This window comes from Arthrobacter sp. NPDC057388 (assembly GCF_042668165.1).
GTDB lineage: Bacteria > Actinomycetota > Actinomycetes > Actinomycetales > Micrococcaceae > Arthrobacter.
Map to the genome: position 1 here is coordinate 91,103 of NZ_JBHVBL010000011.1, position 21,084 is coordinate 112,186.

A 21,084-nucleotide genomic window follows, 5' to 3' on the forward strand; every position below is an offset into this window, starting at 1 on the left:
GCGTGCGGCACCGCACCCCCTGGCGGTGCCGCATGGCAGAATGGCAGCGTGATTCGAGCGACGACACTTCAGCGGAACACGGCACACCGCGGCAATGCCACTGCTGCCCGGAGGAACGCCAGCCGGGTTGCCGGCCGGTTTGCCGTGGCAGTTGTGTTGCTGCCGGCTGTGTTGCTGCCGGCGCTCGCAGCCTGCACGGCAACGGGGGATCAGGCGACGGTGAACCAGCCGGCAGGCGGCCCGGCAGCAACTGCTGAAACTGCTGCTACGGGGGCGTCGGAACGGCCATCTGCAGGTGCCTCCGGCCCCACTGCGCAGGCCGGTAACAGCCCTGCCTCCGGTGCCGCCGCGTCCTCCGGCGCGACAGCCGCCCTGGAGCGAACCATGGCCGACGTCCTCGGGAACGTCGTCAAAGCCAGTGCGAAGCCGGCCCAGGCGGACATCACCTCCGCGCTCACCGCGGCAGGCATCCCGGCAAAGAACCTTGAGGTGTCGGCGGGACGGACACCCACCGGACTCGAGGTGGATTCCATGGAGGCGGCGGCAGTGCAGGGGAAGGACTGCGTGGTCGGCCAGATCCGGGAAGGAAAGGTGACGGTGACCGTGCTGCCGGCCCTGTCGAACGGCAGGTGCTTCGTAGGCGCGCCCGCCTGATGCAGTATGAGGCCTGATGCGAATGTCGGGCCTGACGCGAATGTGAGTTATGCCCGCCAACCCACTAGATTTGGAACCATGGCGGAATTTATCTACACAATGACCAAGGCCCGAAAGGCTGTTGGCGAAAAACTTATTCTCGACGACGTAAGCATGTCCTTCTTCCCGGGCGCCAAGATCGGTGTTGTTGGCCCCAACGGTGCCGGTAAGTCCACCATCCTGAAAATCATGGCCGGCCTGGACACCCCCTCCAACGGCGAAGCCCGGCTGAGCCCCGGCTACACCGTGGGCATCCTGCTGCAGGAGCCGCCCCTGAACGAGGAGAAGACCGTCCTGGGCAACGTCCAGGAAGGCGTGGGCGAGATCTACGGCAAGATCCAGCGCTTCAACGAAATCTCCGAAGAGATGGCCAGCCCGGACGCGGACTACGACGCACTCCTCGAAGAGATGGGCCACCTGCAGGAGGCCATCGACTCCGCCGACGCCTGGGACCTGGACTCCCAGCTCGAGCAGGCGATGGACGCCCTCCGCTGCCCGCCGGCCGACGCGGATGTCACCCTGCTCTCCGGTGGTGAACGCCGCCGCGTGGCGCTCTGCAAGCTCCTCCTCCAGAAGCCGGACCTCCTGCTCCTGGACGAGCCCACCAACCACCTTGACGCCGAGAGCGTCCTGTGGCTGGAACAGCACCTCTCCACCTACGAAGGTGCCGTCCTCGCCGTCACCCACGACCGGTACTTCCTGGACCACGTCGCGGAATGGATCGCCGAAGTCGACCGCGGCCACCTGTACCCCTACGAGGGCAACTACTCCACCTACCTGGAGAAGAAGCGCGCCCGCCTGGAAATCCAGGGCAAGAAGGACGCCAAGCAGGCCAAGCGGCTCGCCGAGGAACTCGAATGGGTCCGCTCCAACGCCAAGGGCCGGCAGACCAAGTCGAAGGCACGTCTGGCCCGCTACGAGGAAATGGCAGCCGAGGCGGACCGCACCCGGAAGCTGGACTTCGAAGAGATCCAGATCCCGCCGGGACCGCGCCTGGGCGGACTGGTCCTCGAGGCCAAGAACCTGCAAAAGGGCTTCGACGACCGCACCCTGATCGACGGACTGTCCTTCTCCCTGCCGCGCAACGGCATCGTCGGCGTCATCGGCCCGAACGGTGTTGGCAAGTCCACGCTCTTCAAGACCATCGTCGGCCTCGAACCCCTCGACGGCGGCGAACTGAAGATCGGCGACTCGGTCAAAATCTCCTACGCGGACCAGAGCCGCGGCGGCATCGACCCCAACAAGACCCTCTGGGAGGTCGTGTCCGACGGCCTCGACCACATCCAGGTGGGGAACGTTGAAATGCCCTCCCGCGCCTACGTCGCCGCCTTCGGCTTCAAGGGCCCGGACCAGCAGAAGAAGGCCGGCGTGCTCTCCGGCGGTGAGCGCAACCGCCTGAACCTGGCGCTGACCCTCAAGCAGGGCGGCAACCTGCTGCTGCTCGACGAACCCACCAACGACCTCGACGTTGAAACCCTCAGCAGCCTGGAAAACGCGTTGCTGGAGTTCCCCGGCTGCGCCGTCGTGGTCTCGCACGACCGCTGGTTCCTGGACCGGGTGGCCACCCACATCCTCGCCTACGAGGGCGACGACGAGAACCCGTCGAAGTGGTACTGGTTCGAGGGCAACTTCGAATCCTACGAGGAGAACAAGGTGCAGCGCCTCGGCCCCGACGCGGCCAAGCCGCACCGCGTTACGCACCGCAAGCTGACCCGCGACTAGTCAGGCAGCGGCAAAACTAAACGCGAAAGGCCGGCCCCGGGCCGATCAGTTCAACTGGTCAGTCCGGGGCCGGCCTTTCGCATGCCAACGATCCGTCAGGCCTTGCGCATCTGGTGCTGCAGGAGCTTTGACTGCACCGCGCCGGCAACCTTGCTCTTGATGTCGGTCGGGACCCGGACCATGCCCTCCTGGGCCACGGATGCCACGTGCAGGCCCTCCCGGTTGAAGATCTTGCCGGTCGCCAGGCCGCGTGCCCCCTGGGCGCTGGGCGACTCCTGCACATACAGGAGCCACTCGTCCACGCGTACGGGACGGTGCCACCACATGGCGTGGTCGAGGCTGGCCACGCTCATGCCCGGTGTGATCCAGCTCAGCCCATGCTTGCGGAGAATCGATTCGAGTAGCGTGTAGTCACTGGCGTAGGCCAGGGCGGCACGGTGCGTGTTGTCGTTGTCCGGCATGGGGCTGAACGTCTTCATCCACACGGCGTTGCGAGCTTCCTTCTTCCCGGTGGCCGCCACGTACAGGGCGGGGTCCACATGGCGGATATCGAAGGGCCGCTCGTACGCCCAGTGCCGTGCCACGGGATGGTCAAACTTGCCCAGCAGGTCAGCGGTGCTCGGCAGCGTCTCCGGGTCGGGGATGCCGGCCGGCATCTGGGACTGGTGTTCGATCCCGTCGTCGCCTGCCTGGAACGAGGCGATCATGGACAGGATGGGCGTGCCGTCCTGATAGGCATGCACGCGCCGCGCGGAGAACGAGCGGCCGTCCCGCAAGCGCTGGACACCAAAGGTAATCGGCTTGTTCGCGTCGCCGGGCCGCAGGAAGTAACCGTGCATGGAGTGGACCGTGCGCTCCTCGTCCACGGTCCGCATTCCCGCGATCAGGGACTGTGCCAGGACCTGGCCGCCGAAAACCCGCTGGTGCGGCTGGCGCTGTGACGGACCCATGAAGATGTCCTCGTCGGTGCGGGCGCCTTCCAGCTCGCCGAGGTCCAGCAGGTCCAGGAGGGAAGTTGTGGGGTCGTTCGTGGGCAAGGCCTGCAATCCGGCGTCCGCTTCAGTCATGGTTTGACTCTAGACGGCGCCCCGGGACCGCTCAACCGGGCCCCAGCCGGTAGTGTTCTTAACGTGTCTGATCTCCTTACCCAGTCTTTCCGCTTTGCCGACCCCCGCGACCTTGCCGATCTCAGGACGTTCGTCACCCGCGCCAAAGCCATCGACGACGGTGCCATCCGCCTGCAGGCAGCAGGCACGGTGCTGGCCGCCTACGTCTGCATCCTCCGGCCGAGGATCCTGGGCGAGGCAACGCCCACCATCCTGGGCCTGCGCACCATGGGACTGGCGGAACCGTCCGCCGTGGACGTCACGGTTCCGCTCGCCTCCGTCCTTGACCGGCTGGCCCGGGCGGGGGAGAACGACGCCGAACTGCCGGTCCCGCCGTCGACCGTCACCGAATCCTGGGCCGGGGTGGGTGCCCCGCGCAGCGGCTGGGAACTGGTCGATACCGTCCCCGACGCCGAACTGCGGCAGGCCGCCGAAGCGGGCATCGCCGAAGTGGCAGGGATCGTTCCGGACAAGCCGGGCGCCGCGATCGTGAACAATGCCCGCGCCGCGGTCTGGGGGCGCGAACTGGAGGGCCGGCACGGGATGCCGGCCGGAGCAGCTTTCGCCGCCCTTGCCCTGGGTTTCCTCGGCGGGGACGAGGCGGCCGGCAACGAACAGCAGCTCTACCGTGCCGGGCGCTGGTTCCGGCTCAGCGGCAGCCGCGGGCACGTGCTGGCCCGCACCGGCGCCGGCCTGCTGTAGTAGCCGGCGCCGGCACCCTTTAGTTGGCGCCGGCCGGGCTGTTCACCATCGAGAGGGCAGCCCGTTCCATGTAATCCCACAGCGTGCCCTCGTATAGCGGCGGCAGGTCCAGTGAATCGACGGCTGTCCGCATGTGGTGCAGCCAGCGGTCCTTGGCCTCGGGCGTTACCCGGAACGGCATGTGGCGCATCCGCAGCCGGGGGTGTCCGCGCTCCTCCCCGTAGGTGGTGGGGCCGCCCCAGTACTGCTCCAGGAACATCAGGAACCGCCGCTTGGCCGGTCCCAGATCCTCTTCCGGATACATGGGGCGCAGCAGCGGATCGGTGGCCACGCCGTCGTAAAAGACATCGATGAGCTTCACGAATGTCTCGTGGCCACCCACCGCGTCATAGAAGTTGTCCGTGTAGCCCGGCTGGCTGAACGGGTCGTTGCGCATCAGCGGCTTGCGGGCGCCGGGCTCCGGCGGGGTGGGAAGGGATGGCATGGTCATGGCTATTCTCCGGCCTTCTGCTGGGGTGCGTGTTCGGCTTCGGCAGCCGGTTCGTCAGGTTCCGCCGGCGCCACGTAGTTGCCCTGCGAGCGGTTGCCCACGCGGAGGATCTCGCCGTTGCGGAGGTACCAGATGGCGCCGTTCTCGTCGCGGACACGGGTAATCCGCAGGCCGATCGACTCCACGACGCCCACCACCTCGCTGGTCTCAATGACATCGCCGATGCCGTACTGGTCCTCGATGGTAATGAAGATGCCGGCCAGGAAGTCCCTGATCAGCTGCTGGGCACCGAAACCGATGGCGATACCGAGGATTCCCACGCTGGTCAGCAGCGGCGCCACGTCGACGTCGAGGTTCTTCAGGATGTAGATGCTGGTGATGACGGCAATGATCACTCCGATGCCGCTCTTCAGGAGCGAACCGATGGTGTTGGCCCGCTGTACGCGCCGCTCGTGGTCCAGGGCGCGCAGCGCCGGGGCCACCCAGCGGAAGTGGGGCTTCTTGAACAGCGACGTGCCGTTCGCCACGCGTTTGGTGATCCTGGCGATCAGGAAACTCGCGGCCACCCACAGGACGATGCCTGCACCGAGGCTGATGGCCACACCGGCGAGGTCGAGGCCGGTGGGTTCCAGTGAGGCCGAAGGCGTTGTGAACATGCTGTACATCTGCAGGAAGGCTCCTAGCTGCTGTCCGGCGGCGGCCGGTCTCCTCGCGTGGCGGGAGGCCGGCCGCTCCTTGGTCGCTTTTAAGCCTAGCGGGGTCTGCCGCTGGTTATGGACTTCCGGCTGTGGTAACGGGAACGTGCAGCACAGGGAAATTTACGCTGCGGGCTATGAAACACACCTTGTTCGCCTCGTGGTGCATCTGCCCGGCCAGCACAATGTGCGCGGGATCCGCCACCGTCACCTGCGGGTGCAGCGTCACGGTTTCGAACTGGCCGCTGCCGTCCCGGTTCAGCCGCATCATGCCGGTGGCGTTGTCCTCGTAGGAGAGAACCACCACGCCATGCCTCACCGCGACGTGCAGGAAGGAGAGCATGTGGCACTGGGCCAGCGCGGCCAGCAGCAGCTGCTCCGGGTTGTACCGGGAGCGGTCGCCGTGGAAGGTGGGATCGGCCGAGCCCTGCAGGACCGGCAAACCGGGAATCTCGATGTCGTGGTCCCGGGAGTAGTCCCGGTAGGACGACGTGCCGCTTCCGAGGTTGCCGGTCCAGCGGACCGCCAGCGAATAGCGGTGCTCGTCGAGCGCCATCAGCGGTCCGCGGCGCGGGCGCGCAGGGCCCGCGCAACGCCGTCGCGGTTTTCCAGCATCATCCGGCGCAGGGCGGCGCTCTCTTCGGGCAGCGACGCGAGGAATTCGTCGGTCCGGTCCACGGTGGCCTGCCTCGTCAGCTGCGCCGGGTACAGTCCGAGGACAATCTGCTGGGCCAGGGCGAATGTCCGCTCGGCGACGATCCCGGGCACAGCCTCGAAGTACTTTTCCGCGTATGGCTCCAGCAGGGCCGTGTCCAGCACGCGGGTGAAGCCGGTGACGGCCGAGGCCTGGATGGCGTTGGAAAGATCGCCCTTGACCACGATCGACTCCCACGCCTCGGCCTTTGCCTCCGGCGTGGGGATGGCCGCCTTGGCCAGGGCGGCGGCGTTCTGGCCGCTGGACGTGTTGTCCCGTTCCAGTTCCTGGTCGATGTCCTCCTGGCCCAGCCGGCCGCCTGCCACGAGGGCGGCTACCAGTTCCCAGCGGAGGTCCTGGTCCACGGTCAGTCCGGCGAGGGTGGCCGAGCCGTCCAGCAGCCCGGCAATCCGGTCCAGCTGGTCCCCGCTGCGGGCCAGCAGGGCAAAGGACTTGATGAACTGCAGCTGCGCGTCCGATCCGCCGGGCACGTCCGAGGCAAGTTCCCAGAGGCGGTCGACGGCGGCCACAGTGGTGGCTTCGCGGTGCTCCTCGGCAACGTAGAACGTGAGCGTGGTGGCCAACTGCCGCAGCTGCACCAGGATCACCGAGGAGTCGGTCTCGGAGGCGATGTTGGCCAGGATCAGCTCCACATAGCCGCGCGCGGGGCTCTCGCCGTCCCGTGCAGCATCCCACGCCGAGCCCCAAACCAGGGTCCGCGGCAGGCTCTCGCGGAAATCCTTCAGGTGCGCCGTGGCGGTGGCCAGGGACCGCTCGTCGAGGCGAACCTTGGCGTACGCGAGGTCGTCGTCGTTAAGCAGGATCAGGTCGGGCCGCTTGAGCCCGGCCAGTGCCGGGACCTCGGCGCGTTCGCCGTCGACGTCCAGTTCCTCCCGGTGAACGCGCTCCAGCGTGCCCTCGCCGGTGAGGTCGTAGAACCCAACTGCGAGCCGGTGCGGCCGGATGGTGGGCTGCTCGGCCACGGCGGACTGCAGGACGGCGAAGGATGTGATGGTCCCGTCCGCATCCACCGAGAGTTCGGGCTTGAGCGAGTTCACCCCGGCCGTTTCCAGCCACAGGCGGCCCCACTGGTCCAGGTCCCGCCCGCTGGCCTTCTCCAGTTCCACCATCAGGTCACCGAGCTCGGTGTTCTTCCAGGAATGCTTGGCGAAGTACTCGCGCACGCCGGCCATGAACTTTTCCGGCCCCACCCAGGCCACCAGCTGCCGCAGCACGGAGGCGCCCTTGGCATAGGTGATGCCGTCGAAGTTCACCTCCACGTCATGCAGGTCGTTGATCTCGGCGAAGATCGGGTGGGTGGTGGGCAGCTGGTCCTGGCGGTAGGCCCACGACTTCTCCACAGAGGCGAAGGTGGTCCAGGCGCTCTGGAACTTCGTGTTCTCCACGGCGGCCAGGTGTGACATGTATTCGGCGAAGGACTCGTTGAGCCAGAGGTCGTTCCACCAGCGCATGGTCACGAGGTCGCCGAACCACATGTGGGCCAGTTCGTGGAGCACGGTGATGGCACGGCGTTCCACCTGTGCCTCCGGGACCTTGCCGCGGAAGACGTAGCCCTCAAGGATGGTGACCGCGCCGGCGTTTTCCATGGCGCCGGCGTTGAACTCGGGAACAAACAGCTGGTCGTACTTCTCAAACGGGTACGGGCAGCCGAACTGGGCCTCGAAGAACTCGAACCCCTGCCGTGTGAGCTCAAAGATGTTGTCCGCGTCCAGGTACTGCATGAGGGACTTCCGCGCGAAGACGCCCAGCGGCACGACGCGGCCGTCCGAACTGGTGACATCGCTGCGCACCGACTGGTACGGTCCGGCGATCAGCGCGGTGACGTACGAGGACAGGCGGGGCGTCGGGGCGAAGTCCCACACTGAGCGGGCGCCGCCGCCGTTCTCCGGGGAAGCCGGCACGGGCTCCGGGGTGGGGGAGTTGGAGACGACGTCCCAGTGCGAGGGCGCGGTGACGCGGAACCGGAAGGTGGCCTTGAGGTCGGGCTGTTCAAAGACGGCGAACATCCGGCGTGAGTCCGGCACCTCGAACTGCGTGTACAGGTACACCTCCCCGTCCACCGGGTCCACGAAGCGGTGCAGGCCTTCGCCGGTGTTCATGTAGGGGGCGTCCGCCACCACCGTCAGCTCGTTGTCCGCCGCAAGGTCCGGCAGCTGGATCCGGATGCCGTCGGAGACCTCGGCGGGGTCCAGTTCCCGGCCGTTCAGCGTCACGCTGTGGACGGCGTCCGTCACGGCGTCGATGAACGACGACGATCCCGGCGCCGCCGTGAACCTGACGGTGGTGGTGGATCCGAAGACGGTCTCGCCCCTGGTCAGGTCCAGGCTGACATCGTAGGAGTCGACGGAGATCAGGGCGGCGCGCTCGCGTGCTTCGGCGCGCGTCAGGTTCATGCCTGGCAAGGTTGTGCCTCCAGAGGTTGTGGTGGCCGGACTGGCCCGGCCCGCATCACTGTGAAGCCATTGTTTCATTCCGGCGCCCCTTGGCAAGTTGCGCAGCTCACGTTCCTGCCGGCGCACTCCGGTCCCGTACCCCTCACCAGCCGGCAGGCGCAGGGGTAGCGTTAAGGCATGGGAAAGATCCTCGATGCTGTGGACACTAAGGCGCTGCGGTTCGCGATCGGCTTCCCAGTCTTGCTCGCCGCGGGATTCGCCGTCAGTGCCGTGCTGTTGCGGCCGGACCTGCCGGAACCCCTGGCGGTCATGTGGAACAACGACGGCGGCACCGCCTTCGCGCCGTTCCCCGCCTTTGTGGGTGGCGGGTCCGCGCTGATCGTTGTTATCGGCTGGCTGGTCCTGCTGCAGGCCGTGCCGCTTTCCCGGCCCACAATCATGCGCCGGATCATGATGGGCGCAGGGCTGACGGTGAGCCTCTTTGTCACCACCGTGCTGGCGGCAGCACTGGTGGGCCAGGCCGGGGTGGCCGATGCCAGGGAATCCAGTGTGGACGTGATCGTGCTGGCCATGGGCAGCGGCGCCGCGCTGTCGCTGGGCGTCATCATCGGATTTGTCTTCAAGGCAGACCACCAGTGGACACCGGAGGACGACCGCGCCCTGCAGCGGGCTCTGGAGCAGGAACTCGACCCCGAGCTGGCCGGGGATTCCGTGCGGTTCTGGGTGCATGCACGCAGCTCCGTCTTCGTGATGATCGCCATCGCCAGCCTGTTTCCGGCCTCACTGATCGCCATCGCGGTGCCGTGGCTGGGCGTCCTGCTGGTGGCGGTTGCCCTGGTGGGCGCAGCGTTCCTGTTCGCCCGGGTCACCGCGGACCGCAGCGGCCTGCGGGTTTTCCTGGCCGGCATCCTGCGCGTGGTTGATGTCCCCGCAGCCGCCATCTCCGCCGCCCAACCTGCTGACGTGCGCGCCGCGGACTACGGCGGCTGGGGCTACCGGCACCACGACGGAACCGCAGCGGTCCTCGTCAGCAGCGGCCCCGCCGTCGTCGTCCGGAAAACCGACGGCCACCGGCTCGCCGTTAGCGGCGGAAACCCGGCTTCCGCTGCCCTTCTCGCGGAAGTCCTGACCCGGGTGGCGGCGAGGGCGCACCGTGACACCCGTCCGCCGGAAAACCGTCCGCCAGCGGAGGGCGGGGCGGAGACGTAATTGCCGCGTAACGGCGCGGGCCCCGCCGCGCCGCCGGAAGCACACCGAGTACTCTTGGATCTGTTGATCTGACCTGTACCAGCCCGGCCGCGCCCCGGTGCTCATGACTGAACGGAAGCTACCGTGACCACAAACCCTGCCTTTCCGCGGGTCCACATCGCCACCGACCACGCCGGCATGGAGCTCAGCGCCCACCTGGTCAAGCACCTGACGGCGAACGGCTACGAGGTGGTCGATCACGGCCCCAAGGAATACGACGCACTGGATGACTACCCCTCCTTCTGCATCAACGCGGCGCTCGCGGTGGTGGCGGACCAGGAGGCCGGGGTCCACGCCCTGGGCATCGTGCTGGGCGGGTCCGGAAACGGCGAGCAGATCGCGGCCAACAAGGTCAAGGGTGTCCGCGCCGCCCTCGCCTGGAACCACGCCACCGCCACGCTGGCCCGCGAGCACAACGATGCCAATGTCGTGGCCGTTGGCGGGCGCCAGCACAGCGTCGAGGAAGCCACCGCGCTGATCGAGGCCTTCCTGCAGGAGCCCTTCAGCAACGATGAGCGGCACGTGCGGCGCATCGGCAAGATCGCCACCTACGAAACCACCGGCGAGATCGTCGAATAGTGCCCGAAGGCCACTCGATCCACCGGCTGGCCCGCCAGTTCGGCGACGTGTTCGCCGGCGAGCGGCTGGCTGTCAGCAGCCCGCAGGGCCGCTTTGCCGCCGGCGCCGGCCTGCTGGACGGGCACTGCATGCTGCGCGCGTCCGCGCACGGCAAGCACCTGTTCCTGCACTTTGAGCACGGGCTGGTGCTCCACGTCCACCTCGGCCTGTACGGGGCCTGGGATTTCGGCGGGGACAGCCAGTTCCGGGGGGCCTCCACCATTGGCGCGCCCCGCCGGGTGGGGGAGCGGGAAGTGGCCGGTGACTCCGGTGATCCTGCCGCCGCCGGGTACGCCGGTCCGCCGGCGCCGGTGGGCGCGGTGCGCGTGCGGCTGGCGAGCAGCCACGGCTGGGCCGACCTGCGCGGCGCCACGACGTGTGCGGCCATCACCGAGGACGAGGCCGCCGCCGTACTGGACAGGCTGGGTCCCGATCCGCTCCACAACACCGCCGGGAGCAGGGATGACTTCATCCGGCGCATCCTGACGAAGCGGACACCCGTGGCCACGCTGCTGATGGACCAGAAGGTGATTGCCGGCGTCGGGAATGTCTACCGGGCCGAGGTGCTGTTCCGCGGCCGGATCGACCCCCTGCTTCCCGGCCGCGCGCTCCCGGAGGAGGCCGCCGGCCTCCTCTGGGACGACATGGCCGCGGTGATGTCCGACGGCGTCCGCGACGGTCGGATCATTACCACCACCGCCGGTTTCTGGACCCGGAGCGACCAGCTTCCGCCGGGGGACGAGGCACACTTTGTCTACCGCCGGCATGGCCAGCCATGCCGGATCTGCGGCACCACTGTTGCCCTGGCCGAACACGCTGCCCGCAAGCTGTATTGGTGCCCGTCCTGCCAGCAGCCGGAGTGAGCTGACCCTCGTGGGGGCGGCGACAACTGGCGGGCCGGTGCGCGAGTATTCGTGGGCGCAGGTGTGCGCCAGGCGCCTCGAGCGCCAGTGGCTTGCGGCTCCATCTCCGGATGCTTCTCCGGCTGACATCGTGCGGGCCATGTGCGGCGCACATGCCCAGGTGATGCCGGCCGCCGAGCTTTCTGTGGGAATGCGCGGCGACGGCATATCCCGGATCGACGTACGCAAAGCGCTGTGGGAAGACGCAACCCTGGTCAGGACCTTTGGGCCCCGGGGCACCGTGCATCTGCTGCCGGCTGCCGATCTGTCCCTCTGGACCGGGGCGCTGGCAGCCATTCCCTCCCACACCTCGCTGGGACAATTCCTGACCCCCGGCCAGACGGATCAGATCGTGGACGCCATTGCAGACGCACTGCGGCAGGACGAGCTGACCGTCGACGAACTCAACGACGCCATCGTCGCCAGAACCGGAGCATGGGCTGCCGTCCCCGTGATGCCCGCCTTCCAGACGATGTGGCCGCGGTGGCGGGCGGCGATGGGGACAGCGGGCTTCCGCGGGGCGCTCTGCTTTGGCGCCGGCAGGGGGCGGGCAGCGACGTACCGCGGCCCCCGGCAGCTGCTTCCCGGGTTCCGGCCCGCTGAGGCCGCGCCGGCTCTTGGCTGGCTTGTCCGGACCTACCTGCGGGCGTACGGCCCCGCTACGCCAGCCCACTTCGCGCGGTGGCTGGCGGTTCCGAACGTGTGGGCAGCCAGGCTCTTCGACCACCACCGGGGAGACCTGGCTGAAGTAACGGTGGCAGGGGTGCCCGCCTGGGTGCTGCGGCATGACGCGGGGGACATCTCTGCTGAACCAGCGGGGGTCAGGCTGCTGCCCTACTTCGACTCCTATGTTGTGGCCGGCCAGCCCAGGGAACATCTGTTCCCGGGTGTGGCAAGTACCCGCGCCCTGTCCCGGGGGCAGGCAGGTAACTATCCCGTCATACTTGTCGACGGCGTCGTCCGCGGACTCTGGCATCACCGCCGCGCCGGAAAGAAACTGGAGATCACCGCCGAGCTGTTCCAGCCGGCCGGTACAACCCAGCTGGAACAGCTGGCCCGGCAGGCGGAACGGATCGGACAGTTTCTGCAGGCCGAAGCCCGCCTGGTCCTCGGCGAAGTGGGCATTGGGGGACACGCCTAGCCCTGAACAGCCGCTGTTCACGGGAGGGGCTTAACGTGAAAGAGGCCCCTCGTCGAGGGGCCTCTTTCTGCGGAGGGGACGACGGGAATCGAACCCGCGTAATCAGTTTGGAAGACTGAGGCTTTACCATTAAGCTACGTCCCCAAGGAAAGCCTTGGGCTTTTCTTCGGTGGCTGTCCAAGCCGGATATAACTAAACCTAATTCATGCCCCCAGTGTCAAATGTGCAAACCCGGCAGGTATGACCGTAGACTGTCCTGTGCATTACGGGGTGTAGCTCAGCTTGGCTAGAGCGCCTGCTTTGGGAGCAGGAAGTCGCAGGTTCAAATCCTGTCACCCCGACTCTGCGGCCCGGGCCCCAGGCCTGGTCACAACAACGCGTTTGCAGAGCCCATCCAACAAAACCAGGAGTACTTAGACCGTGAAGAGCGCTGTCGAGAACCTCACCCCCACGCGGGTCAAGCTCAATGTTGAGGTCCCCTTTGAGGAATTGAAGCCCAGCATCGACGAGGCATACAAGACTGTTGCTTCGCAGATCCAGGTCCCTGGCTTCCGTAAGGGCAAGGTTCCCGCCAAGCTGATCGACCAGCGCGTCGGCCGCGGCTACGTCCTCGAGACCGCCATCAACGAAGGCCTCAACGGCTGGTACCAGGCTGCTGTCCAGGAATCCGGCATCCGTCCCCTCAGCCGTCCCGAGGTTGAGATCACCGAGGTTCCGGACCCTTCCGCCACCGAGGGTGAGCTGAAGTTCCAGGCCGAGGTTGACGTCCGCCCGGAAATCGAGCTGCCTGACTACTCCGGCATCAAGGTTGAGGTTGCCGCCGCCGAGTCCTCCGACGCCGACGTCGACAAGGCCCTCGACGAGCTGCGCGGCCGCTTCGGCACGCTGAAGACCGTTGACCGCCCGGCCGCCGACGGCGACTTCCTGAGCATCGACATCACGGCAAGCATCGACGGCGCCGAAGTGGACTCCGCAACCGGGCTGTCCTACCAGGTCGGTGCCGGCACCATGCTCGAGGGCATGGACGAGGCCGTGACCGGCCTCAGCGCCGACGAGGACGCGATCTTCGACACCACCCTCGTGGGCGGCGACCACGCAGGCGAAGCCGCGCAGGTCAAGGTTGTCGTCAAGTCCGTCAAGGAGCGCGAGCTGCCTGAGGCGAACGACGACTTCGCCCAGCTGGCCTCCGAGTTCGACACCCTCGCCGAACTGCGCGAGGACCTGGCCAAGCAGGCCGCCGACTCCAAGGTCGTGGAGCAGGGCGTCGAGGCCCGCGACAAGGTCCTGGACAAGCTCGTTGAACTCGTTGAGGTTCCCGTTCCGGAATCCATCGTCGAAGAGCAGCTCGAGCAGCACTTCAAGGCTGAGAACTCCCACGGCGAAGGCGAGCACGACACCGAGGAACACCGCGCCGAGGTCAAGGCCAACACCGAGCGCGCCTTCCAGAACGAGATCATCCTCGACGCCATCGCCGAGAAGGAAGAAGTGGGCGTCAGCCAGAACGAGCTGATCGACTACATCGTCACCACCGCCGGCCAGTACGGCATGGACCCGAACCAGTTCGCGCAGATCATCGACCAGAGCGGCCAGGTTCCCATGATGGTTTCCGAGGTCCGCCGCCGGAAGGCGCTGGCCGTCGTCCTGGGCCAGGCCGAGGTCACCGACACCGAGGGCAACAAGGTTGACCTCAGCGACTTCGTCCGCCCCGGCGGCGAAGAAGCTCCGGCCGTTGAAGCCGAAGAAGCAGCCGAAGCTGAAGAGGCAGCCGGCGAGACCGCCGCGAACGACGATCCCGCGGCCGTGAAGTTCTAACAGCTGTGAAGCTCTAACAGCTGCGTGCAGCAGTGGTGCCAGCCCCCGGGTCTTCGGATCCCGGGGGCTGGTGCGTTAACCGCCGGTGAGCACCTCCCGCGGGCAATCGTGCGCCGTCAGCGAACAGTGCGATTCCGGCGAACAAAACCACTGTGAAAGCGGTTAGTGTCCAAGTAGTGAAGTTCAGTGATGTCGAAGAGTAACGTCACCGTCACCAGCGAGAGGTAAGTACAAATGTCACAGCAAGCAGCGGCCCCCCGCATGGCAACCGTCGATCCTGCAGCCCAGGACAACTACATCTACAACCGCCTGCTGAAAGAGCGCATCATTTGGCTTGGCTCCGAGGTCCGGGACGAAAACGCGAACGCAATCTGCTCACAGCTGCTGCTGCTTTCCGCCGAGGACCCCAACAAGGACATCTACCTCTACATCAACTCACCCGGCGGCTCGGTGACCGCCGGCATGGCCATCTACGACACCATGCAGTTCATCCCCAATGACGTCGTCACCGTGGCCACCGGCCTCGCAGCCTCCATGGGGCAGTTCCTGCTGTCCTCCGGAACCAAGGGCAAGCGGTACGCCACCCCGAACGCACGCATCCTGATGCACCAGCCCTCGGGCGGCATCGGCGGAACGGCATCGGACATCAAGATCCAGGCCGAACTGATCCTGCACATGAAGAAGGTCATGGCTGAACTGACGGCTGAGCAGACCGGCCAGACTGTGGAAACCATCCTCAAGGACAACGACCGCGACAAGTGGTTCACCGCCTCCGAAGCGCTGGAATACGGCTTCTTCGACAAGATCTCGGCCCACGCAGGGTCTGTCGCCGGCGGCGGCGGAACCCAGAACGCATCATCCAACGGCCAGAGCTAACCGGCATCAAGACAGAACTGAATCCAGGAGCAATGAACATGAACTACAATTTCGGATCGTCTGCCGGTAACCTGCCGACAAGCCGCTACGTTCTGCCGCAGTTCGAGGAGCGGACGCCGTACGGCTTCAAGCGCCAGGACCCCTACACCAAGCTGTTCGAGGACCGCATCATCTTCCTCGGTGTCCAGGTGGACGACGCCTCCGCCGACGACATCATGGCGCAGCTGCTGGTGCTGGAGTCCACGGACCCGGACCGCGACATCACCATCTACATCAACTCGCCAGGCGGCTCGTTCACCGCCATGACCGCGATCTACGACACCATGCAGTACATCCGCCCTGAGATCCAGACCGTGTGCCTGGGCCAGGCGGCAAGTGCCGCCGCCGTCCTGCTCGCGGCGGGAACGCCCGGCAAGCGGCTCGCCCTGCCCAACGCCCGCGTCCTGATCCACCAGCCGGCCCTGTCCGGCGGCCAGGGCGGGCAGGCGTCCGACCTGGAGATCCAGGCCGCCGAAGTCATGCGCATGCGGACCTGGCTGGAGGAGACCCTGGCCAAGCACTCCGGCCGGACGCCGGAACAGGTCAACAACGACATCGAACGGGACAAGATCCTCACCGCCGCCGAGGCGCAGGACTACGGCCTGATTGACCAGGTCCTTGATTCCCGCAAGATCAAGCCGCAGGCACTCGCCCGGTAATTACGGGCACATGCCGGGCAAACAGCAGTAGCGGACGCCGGTGCGGTTGAGATTTTTGAACCGCACCGGCGTCCGGTTTCCACTCCTCGGGGCGAATGTGACCTAGAGTGGATGTAGTCATTGCCGGTTTCCGGCAGTGGCTGGGAAGCAACCGGTGCAAAGCTGCCCTTGCGGCAAGATACTAAGGGGTTCACATATGGCTCGGATTGGCGAGAGCGCGGATCTGCTCAAGTGCTCTTTCTGCGGCAAGAGCCAGAAGCAGGTGCGCAAGCTCATTGCCGGGCCCGGCGTCTACATCTGCGACGAGTGCATTGAGCTCTGCAACGAGATCATTGAGGAAGAACTCGCGGAAGTCGCCGATCTGGGCAGCTTCGAACTGCCCAAGCCCCGCGAAATCTTTGACTTCCTGCAGGAATACGTCATCGGCCAGGAACCGGCAAAACGTTCCCTGGCCGTCGCGGTTTACAACCACTACAAGCGGATCCAGGCCGGGCATTCCCCCAAGAGCGGCACCCTGGCCGACGGAGTCCATCATGACGACGTGGAGATCGCCAAGTCCAACATTCTCCTCATTGGCCCCACGGGCTGCGGCAAGACCTACCTCGCGCAGACCCTGGCCCGACGGCTGAACGTGCCCTTTGCCGTCGCCGACGCCACCGCCCTGACCGAGGCCGGCTACGTGGGCGAGGACGTGGAGAACATCCTGCTCAAGCTGATCCAGGCAGCCGACTACGACGTCAAGAAGGCCGAGCAGGGCATCATCTACATCGACGAGATCGACAAAATCTCGCGCAAGAGCGAAAACCCGTCGATCACCCGCGATGTTTCAGGCGAGGGTGTGCAGCAGGCCCTGCTGAAGATCCTCGAAGGAACGGTTGCCTCGGTTCCCCCGCAGGGCGGCCGCAAGCACCCGCACCAGGAATTCATCCAGATCGACACCACCAATGTCCTCTTCATCGTTGCCGGAGCTTTCGCCGGCCTGGAGGACATCATCGGCTCCCGCTCGGGACGCAAGGGCATCGGCTTTGGCGCGCCGCTGAACGAGGTCAAGAACACCGACTCCTACGGCGAAGTGATGCCCGAAGACCTGCTGAAATTTGGCCTGATTCCGGAGTTCATCGGCCGCCTGCCCGTCATCACCACGGTCTCCAACCTTGACCGTCCGGCCCTGATCCAGATCCTGTCCACGCCGAAGAACGCCTTGGTCAAGCAGTACCAGAAGATGTTCCAGCTGGACGGTGTGGAATTGGTGTTCGACGACGCCGCGCTGGACATGATTGCCGACCAGGCGCTGGAGCGGGGAACCGGAGCCCGCGGACTGCGCGCGATCATGGAGGAAGTCCTGCTGCCGGTGATGTTCGATCTCCCCAGCAGGGACGATATCGCCAGCGTGGTGATCACCGCGGACGTGGTGGCGAAGAAGGCCCAGCCCACCATGATCACGCACGATGTCGTGGCCAAGCGCCGGAACAAGTCCGCCTAGCAGCAATTAACCGGTCCGGCCGGAATAAATTCAGCGGGTCCGTCGCTGTCCCTTAAGCGTGCCGGGCGAGTAATGCCACGTGGCACGCCACACCCCGATGACTTCCCGAGGAGATTTGCTGTGTCTGAGAACGCCGCCAACAAGGCCGACTTCTGGTTCGACCCCCTCTGCCCGTTCGCGTGGATCACATCGCGCTGGATCGGTGAAGTGGAAGATGTCCGCGACATTCAGACCGACTGGCACGTCATGAGCCTGTCCGTCCTGAACGAAGGACGCGACCTCGATCCCAAGTACCGCGAGGCCATGGACAAGGCCTGGGGCCCGGTCCGCGTCATCATCGCCGCCCAGGAACAGCACGGCGACCACGTGGTCAAGCCGCTCTATGACTCGATGGGTTCGCAGATCCACGACGGTGGCGAGAAGGACTTCTCGATCGTCATCAGCAAGGCCCTGGCCGAGTGCGGCCTCCCGGCCGAACTGGCAGCCGTCGCCGGCTCCGACGAGTACGACCAGCAGCTGCGCGCCAGCCACGAAAAGGGTATTTCCCTGGTGGGCCAGGACGTTGGAACCCCCGTGGTCGCCTTCAACGGCACTGCCTTCTTTGGCCCCGTCCTTACCCGAATCCCGCGGGGCGAGGAAGCCGGGAAGATCTGGGACGCGTCCGTGACGCTGGCGGCCTACCCGCACTTCTTCGAGATCAAGCGCAGCCGCACCGAAAGCCCCGCCTTCGACTGAGCTGCGTTCGACTGAAGCTGCGGGAGCCGCCGTCGGCCGAAAAAAGCCCCGGCAGAACTACATCAGAGTAGTTCTGCCGGGGCTCTTGCGCATCCGCGGCCGGAGGACAAAGATAGTTCTTACCCACTTCGAAAGAAGTGAGACGCAAGAACCAAAGATTCAGTGACATGCTTCCAACGCAGCCTTCGGCAAAGTTAGAAGCAGGCTACCAGTGACAAGGTAGGAAGACCTGAAATTCCAAGGATCTTGCCAGACTGTCAAAGATGTCACCAGACAGCCGAAAAGTCGAAGCCCCACCAACGGCAAAACGCTGATGGGGCTTCCCCTTTGCCCAAAAGCAGGGCCGCCCGGATTCACCCGGGCTCATTCCGTGTCAGGCCTGTGCCGGCTCCTCGGCCGGGGCCAGCTCCACGTCGCTGACCGTGAGCTCGCCCTCGCCTGTGATGAGCGAGATCTCCTGGGCGTTGGCCGCCGCCTTCAGGTCCCCGAGCCCTGCCTGCAGCTGCGCGACGAGCGCCTCCGGGGCAGTGATCGTGGCCGAAAGGACTTCGGTGCGCTGCTTGACCTTGGCCTCGGACTTGGCCTTCCGGATGCCGCTGAGCGCAAGGCCCACGGTGCCCAGCATGCCGGTGTCGCCGTCGGCGATCTCCAGTGGCGCAGGCCACGCGGCGCGGTGGACCGAACCGGCCCGCCACCAGCCCCAGACCTCTTCGGTGGCGAAGGGCAGGAAGGGCGCGAAGAGCCGCAACAGGGAATCCAGCGTGGTGGCGAGGGCCGCCAGCACGGAAGCCTGCTCGGCTTCGCCGGCGGCACCGTAGGCGCGGTCCTTGATCAGTTCGACGTAGTCGTCGGTGAACTGCCAGAAGAACGATTCGCTGATCTGCAGCGCGCGGGCGTAGTCGTAGTTGTCGAACGCCTTGGTGGCCTGGGCCACGACGTCGGACAGTTGGGCCAGCAGTGCACGGTCCAAGGGGTTGGTCAGGGGTCCCCATGCGGGCGTTTTTTCCGCGTGGGGCTGACCAACCCCGGGGTTGGTCAGGACGGACAGGTCGGTGGAGACCACCGAGTTCTCCGTCGCTCCCAGGTTCAGGACGAACTTCGAGGCGTTCAGCAGCTTGATGGCCAGACGGCGGCCGATCTTCATCTGCGCGATCTCGTAGGCGGTGTCGGCGCCCAGGCGCGCGGAGGCAGCCCAGTACCGGACGGCGTCGGAGCCGTATTCGTTCAGGACGTCCGTGGGCACCACCACATTGCCCTTGGACTTGGACATCTTCTTGCGGTCCGGGTCCAGGATCCAGCCGGAGATGGCGGCATGCTTCCAGGGCGCGGCGTCCTGCAGGGCGTCAGCGCGGACGACGGAGGAGAACAGCCAGGTCCGGATGATGTCGTGGCCCTGGGGGCGCAGGTCAAACGGGAAGACCTTGGCGAACAGGTCCTCGTCCCGGCTCCAGCCGCCCACGATCTGCGGGGTCAGGGATGACGTGGCCCAGGTGTCCAGCACGTCTGCGTCACCGGTGAACCCGTTGGGCTGGTCGCGCTGGGATTCGTCGTACCCGGGTGCGGCGTCTGCCGCCGGGTCGACGGGCAGCAGGTCGTCGGAGGGCAGGACGGGGTTGTCGTAGTCCGGGTTTCCCTGGGCGTCCAGCGGGTACCAGACCGGAATCGGCACGCCGAAGAAACGCTGGCGGGACACCAGCCAGTCGCCGTTCAGGCCCGCAATCCAGTTCTCGTAGCGCGAGCGCATGAAGGACGGGTGGAAGTCGATGTCCTGCCCGCGGCCGATCAGGCGTTCGCGGCGGTCCTCGTCCCGGCCGCCGTTGCGGATGTACCACTGCCGGGATGTGACCACCTCGAGGGGTTTGTCGCCCTTTTCGAAGAAGTTCACCGGGTGGGTGATCTTCTTGGGCTCGCCGTCGAGCAGGTCGGCGGCGGTGAGCAGCTCCACCACGGCCTCCTTGGCCGAGAAGACCGTCTTGCCGGCGATGGCCGCATAGGCCTCGCGGCCGGCGTCGGTGGTGATCCATTCCGGCGTCTCGGCGAGGATGCGGCCGTCACGGCCCACGATCGCACGGGTGGGGAGCTGGAGTTCACGCCACCAGGTGACGTCAGTCAGGTCTCCGAAGGTGCAGACCATGGCGATGCCGGAGCCCTTGTCGGCCTTGGCCAGCGGATGCGCCTTGACCTCCAGCTCGACATCGAACAAGGGGGACTTCACGGTCTTGCCGAACAGCGGCTGATACCGTTCGTCGTCGGGGTTTGCCACCAGGGCGGCGCAGGCCGCCAGCAGCTCGGGGCGGGTCGTCTCGATGAAGATCTTCTCGCCGTCGGCCGTGAAGAACGGGTAGCGGTAGTACGCGCCCGGCACTTCGCGGTCCTCGAGTTCGGCCTGGGCCACGGCGGTGCGGAACGTGACGTCCCACAGCGTGGGCGCCTCGGCCATGTAGGCGTCGCCGGCGGCAAGGTTGGCAAGGAACGCACGCTGGGAGACAGCACGGGACGTGTCGTCGATGGTGCGGTAGGTGAGGTTCCAGTCGACGGACAGGCCCAGGGTCTGGAACAGATTCTCGAAGACCTTCTCGTCCTCGACCGCGAGCTCCTCGCAGAGTTCGATGAAGTTCTGGCGGGAGACGACGTCGAAGTCCCGCTGGTTCTTCGCCGGCTGCGCCGGGGGCTGGTAGTCAGGGTTGTACGGGATGGCGGGATCGCAGCGGACACCGTAGTAGTTCTGGACGCGGCGCTCGGTGGGCAGGCCGTTGTCGTCCCAGCCCATGGGGTAGAAAACGTTCTTGCCGGTCATGCGCATGTAGCGGGCCTGCACGTCGGTCTGCGTGAAGGAGAACATGTGGCCCACGTGGAGCGAGCCGGACGCGGTGGGCGGGGGAGTGTCGATCGAGTAGACCTGCTCCCTGGTGGTGTTGGGGTCGAACCGGTAGGTTCCTTCCGCGAGCCAGCGCTGCGTGAGGGCAGCCTCCAGGCCTTCCAGGGCCGGCTTGTCGGGAACGTTGATGGGGGTGGTGGCGGGCGTGTCTGTACCCTGCGTTGATTCAGCCATGCC

At 66.3% G+C, this 21,084-nt stretch carries 18 protein-coding genes and 2 tRNA genes; 13 read left to right on the top strand and 7 right to left on the bottom strand.

Annotation, left to right across the window (positions count from 1 at the left end):
* Positions 1 to 48 precede the first annotated feature (48 nt).
* Together ACFUTU_RS07895 and ettA are read left to right on the top strand one after the other, a co-directional pair.
* Positions 49 to 654, top strand: coding sequence for a DUF6993 domain-containing protein (locus ACFUTU_RS07895; RefSeq protein WP_377962907.1), 606 nt, complete (start codon positions 49 to 51; stop codon positions 652 to 654).
* A gap of 78 nt (positions 655 to 732) precedes the next feature.
* Positions 733 to 2,415, top strand: coding sequence for an energy-dependent translational throttle protein EttA (gene ettA / locus ACFUTU_RS07900; RefSeq protein WP_377962909.1), 1,683 nt, complete (start codon positions 733 to 735; stop codon positions 2,413 to 2,415).
* Between the two features lie 95 nt (positions 2,416 to 2,510).
* Here ettA and ACFUTU_RS07905 read toward each other — a convergent pair whose 3' ends face one another.
* Positions 2,511 to 3,482: an acyl-CoA thioesterase gene (locus tag ACFUTU_RS07905; protein ID WP_377962911.1), complete on the bottom strand. Its 972-nt coding sequence runs from the start codon at positions 3,480 to 3,482 to the stop codon at positions 2,511 to 2,513.
* A gap of 63 nt (positions 3,483 to 3,545) precedes the next feature.
* On the opposite strand from ACFUTU_RS07905, the gene ACFUTU_RS07910 reads away from it, so the two are divergent.
* On the top strand, positions 3,546 to 4,223 hold the full coding sequence (locus tag ACFUTU_RS07910) for a hypothetical protein (protein WP_377962913.1): 678 nt from the start codon (positions 3,546 to 3,548) through the stop codon (positions 4,221 to 4,223).
* A gap of 19 nt (positions 4,224 to 4,242) precedes the next feature.
* Here ACFUTU_RS07910 and ACFUTU_RS07915 read toward each other — a convergent pair whose 3' ends face one another.
* From ACFUTU_RS07915 to pepN, 4 genes are all read right to left on the bottom strand, one after another.
* On the bottom strand, positions 4,243 to 4,713 hold the full coding sequence (locus ACFUTU_RS07915) for a globin (protein ID WP_377962915.1): 471 nt from the start codon (positions 4,711 to 4,713) through the stop codon (positions 4,243 to 4,245).
* Positions 4,714 to 4,715: 2 nt separating this feature from the next.
* The gene (locus ACFUTU_RS07920) at positions 4,716 to 5,378 is read right to left on the bottom strand and encodes a mechanosensitive ion channel family protein (RefSeq protein WP_377962917.1); all 663 of its coding nucleotides are present in this window, start codon (positions 5,376 to 5,378) and stop codon (positions 4,716 to 4,718) included.
* 106 nt (positions 5,379 to 5,484) lie between these two features.
* Entirely contained in the window at positions 5,485 to 5,964 is a 480-nt protein-coding gene (locus tag ACFUTU_RS07925) for an OsmC family protein (protein ID WP_377962919.1), read from the bottom strand.
* Entirely contained in the window at positions 5,964 to 8,516 is a 2,553-nt protein-coding gene (gene pepN, locus ACFUTU_RS07930) for an aminopeptidase N (protein ID WP_377962953.1), read from the bottom strand. Before pepN ends, ACFUTU_RS07925 begins: the two co-directional genes overlap by 1 nt.
* A gap of 177 nt (positions 8,517 to 8,693) precedes the next feature.
* On the opposite strand from pepN, the gene ACFUTU_RS07935 reads away from it, so the two are divergent.
* From ACFUTU_RS07935 to ACFUTU_RS07950, 4 genes are all read left to right on the top strand, one after another.
* Complete coding sequence (locus ACFUTU_RS07935) at positions 8,694 to 9,725, top strand: hypothetical protein (RefSeq protein ID WP_377962921.1); 1,032 nt, start codon at positions 8,694 to 8,696, stop codon at positions 9,723 to 9,725.
* A gap of 123 nt (positions 9,726 to 9,848) precedes the next feature.
* The gene (locus tag ACFUTU_RS07940; RefSeq protein WP_076802514.1) at positions 9,849 to 10,343 is read left to right on the top strand and encodes a ribose-5-phosphate isomerase; all 495 of its coding nucleotides are present in this window, start codon (positions 9,849 to 9,851) and stop codon (positions 10,341 to 10,343) included.
* Positions 10,343 to 11,245, top strand: a complete 903-nt coding sequence (locus ACFUTU_RS07945; protein ID WP_377962923.1) for an Fpg/Nei family DNA glycosylase — start codon at positions 10,343 to 10,345, stop codon at positions 11,243 to 11,245. Before ACFUTU_RS07940 ends, ACFUTU_RS07945 begins: the two co-directional genes overlap by 1 nt.
* A 37-nt stretch (positions 11,246 to 11,282) precedes the next feature.
* A complete protein-coding gene (locus ACFUTU_RS07950) occupies positions 11,283 to 12,425 on the top strand; it encodes a winged helix DNA-binding domain-containing protein (RefSeq protein ID WP_377962925.1) in 1,143 nt (380 codons plus the stop codon).
* Between the two features lie 73 nt (positions 12,426 to 12,498).
* On the opposite strand, the gene ACFUTU_RS07955 is transcribed toward ACFUTU_RS07950, so the two are convergent.
* A tRNA-Gly gene (locus ACFUTU_RS07955) sits at positions 12,499 to 12,569 on the bottom strand.
* Positions 12,570 to 12,691: 122 nt separating this feature from the next.
* On the opposite strand from ACFUTU_RS07955, the gene ACFUTU_RS07960 reads away from it, so the two are divergent.
* From ACFUTU_RS07960 to ACFUTU_RS07985, 6 genes are all read left to right on the top strand, one after another.
* Positions 12,692 to 12,766: transfer RNA gene (locus tag ACFUTU_RS07960), tRNA-Pro, on the top strand.
* Positions 12,767 to 12,845: 79 nt separating this feature from the next.
* A complete protein-coding gene (gene tig / locus ACFUTU_RS07965) occupies positions 12,846 to 14,237 on the top strand; it encodes a trigger factor (protein WP_377962927.1) in 1,392 nt (463 codons plus the stop codon).
* Positions 14,238 to 14,498: 261 nt separating this feature from the next.
* Positions 14,499 to 15,113 carry an ATP-dependent Clp protease proteolytic subunit gene (locus tag ACFUTU_RS07970; RefSeq protein WP_377962955.1) on the top strand — a complete coding sequence of 205 codons (615 nt, stop codon included), beginning with the start codon at positions 14,499 to 14,501 and terminating at the stop codon, positions 15,111 to 15,113.
* Positions 15,114 to 15,151: 38 nt separating this feature from the next.
* Entirely contained in the window at positions 15,152 to 15,811 is a 660-nt protein-coding gene (locus tag ACFUTU_RS07975; RefSeq protein WP_377952825.1) for an ATP-dependent Clp protease proteolytic subunit, read from the top strand.
* A gap of 196 nt (positions 15,812 to 16,007) precedes the next feature.
* Positions 16,008 to 17,294: an ATP-dependent Clp protease ATP-binding subunit ClpX gene (gene clpX / locus ACFUTU_RS07980; protein ID WP_076802524.1), complete on the top strand. Its 1,287-nt coding sequence runs from the start codon at positions 16,008 to 16,010 to the stop codon at positions 17,292 to 17,294.
* Between the two features lie 72 nt (positions 17,295 to 17,366).
* Positions 17,367 to 18,029, top strand: a complete 663-nt coding sequence (locus ACFUTU_RS07985) for a DsbA family protein (protein WP_377962929.1) — start codon at positions 17,367 to 17,369, stop codon at positions 18,027 to 18,029.
* Between the two features lie 373 nt (positions 18,030 to 18,402).
* On the opposite strand, the gene valS is transcribed toward ACFUTU_RS07985, so the two are convergent.
* On the bottom strand, positions 18,403 to 21,081 hold the full coding sequence (gene valS / locus ACFUTU_RS07990) for a valine--tRNA ligase (RefSeq protein WP_377962931.1): 2,679 nt from the start codon (positions 21,079 to 21,081) through the stop codon (positions 18,403 to 18,405).
* Between the last annotated feature and the right edge of the window lie 3 nt (positions 21,082 to 21,084).

Bases quoted from the DNA above. Each gene is read 5' to 3' on its own strand.
- pepN (WP_377962953.1), bottom strand. From the start codon at position 8,516: ATGAACCTGACGCGCGCCGAAGCACGCGAGCGCGCCGCCCTGATCTCC.
- ACFUTU_RS07935 (WP_377962921.1), top strand. From the start codon at position 8,694: ATGGGAAAGATCCTCGATGCTGTGGACACTAAGGCGCTGCGGTTCGCG.
- ettA (WP_377962909.1), top strand. From the start codon at position 733: ATGGCGGAATTTATCTACACAATGACCAAGGCCCGAAAGGCTGTTGGC.
- ACFUTU_RS07915 (WP_377962915.1), bottom strand. From the start codon at position 4,713: ATGACCATGCCATCCCTTCCCACCCCGCCGGAGCCCGGCGCCCGCAAG.
- ACFUTU_RS07925 (WP_377962919.1), bottom strand. From the start codon at position 5,964: ATGGCGCTCGACGAGCACCGCTATTCGCTGGCGGTCCGCTGGACCGGC.
- valS (WP_377962931.1), bottom strand. From the start codon at position 21,081: ATGGCTGAATCAACGCAGGGTACAGACACGCCCGCCACCACCCCCATC.
- ACFUTU_RS07905 (WP_377962911.1), bottom strand. From the start codon at position 3,482: ATGACTGAAGCGGACGCCGGATTGCAGGCCTTGCCCACGAACGACCCC.
- ACFUTU_RS07920 (WP_377962917.1), bottom strand. From the start codon at position 5,378: ATGTACAGCATGTTCACAACGCCTTCGGCCTCACTGGAACCCACCGGC.
- ACFUTU_RS07970 (WP_377962955.1), top strand. From the start codon at position 14,499: ATGGCAACCGTCGATCCTGCAGCCCAGGACAACTACATCTACAACCGC.
- ACFUTU_RS07975 (WP_377952825.1), top strand. From the start codon at position 15,152: ATGAACTACAATTTCGGATCGTCTGCCGGTAACCTGCCGACAAGCCGC.
- ACFUTU_RS07985 (WP_377962929.1), top strand. From the start codon at position 17,367: ATGCCACGTGGCACGCCACACCCCGATGACTTCCCGAGGAGATTTGCT.
- clpX (WP_076802524.1), top strand. From the start codon at position 16,008: ATGGCTCGGATTGGCGAGAGCGCGGATCTGCTCAAGTGCTCTTTCTGC.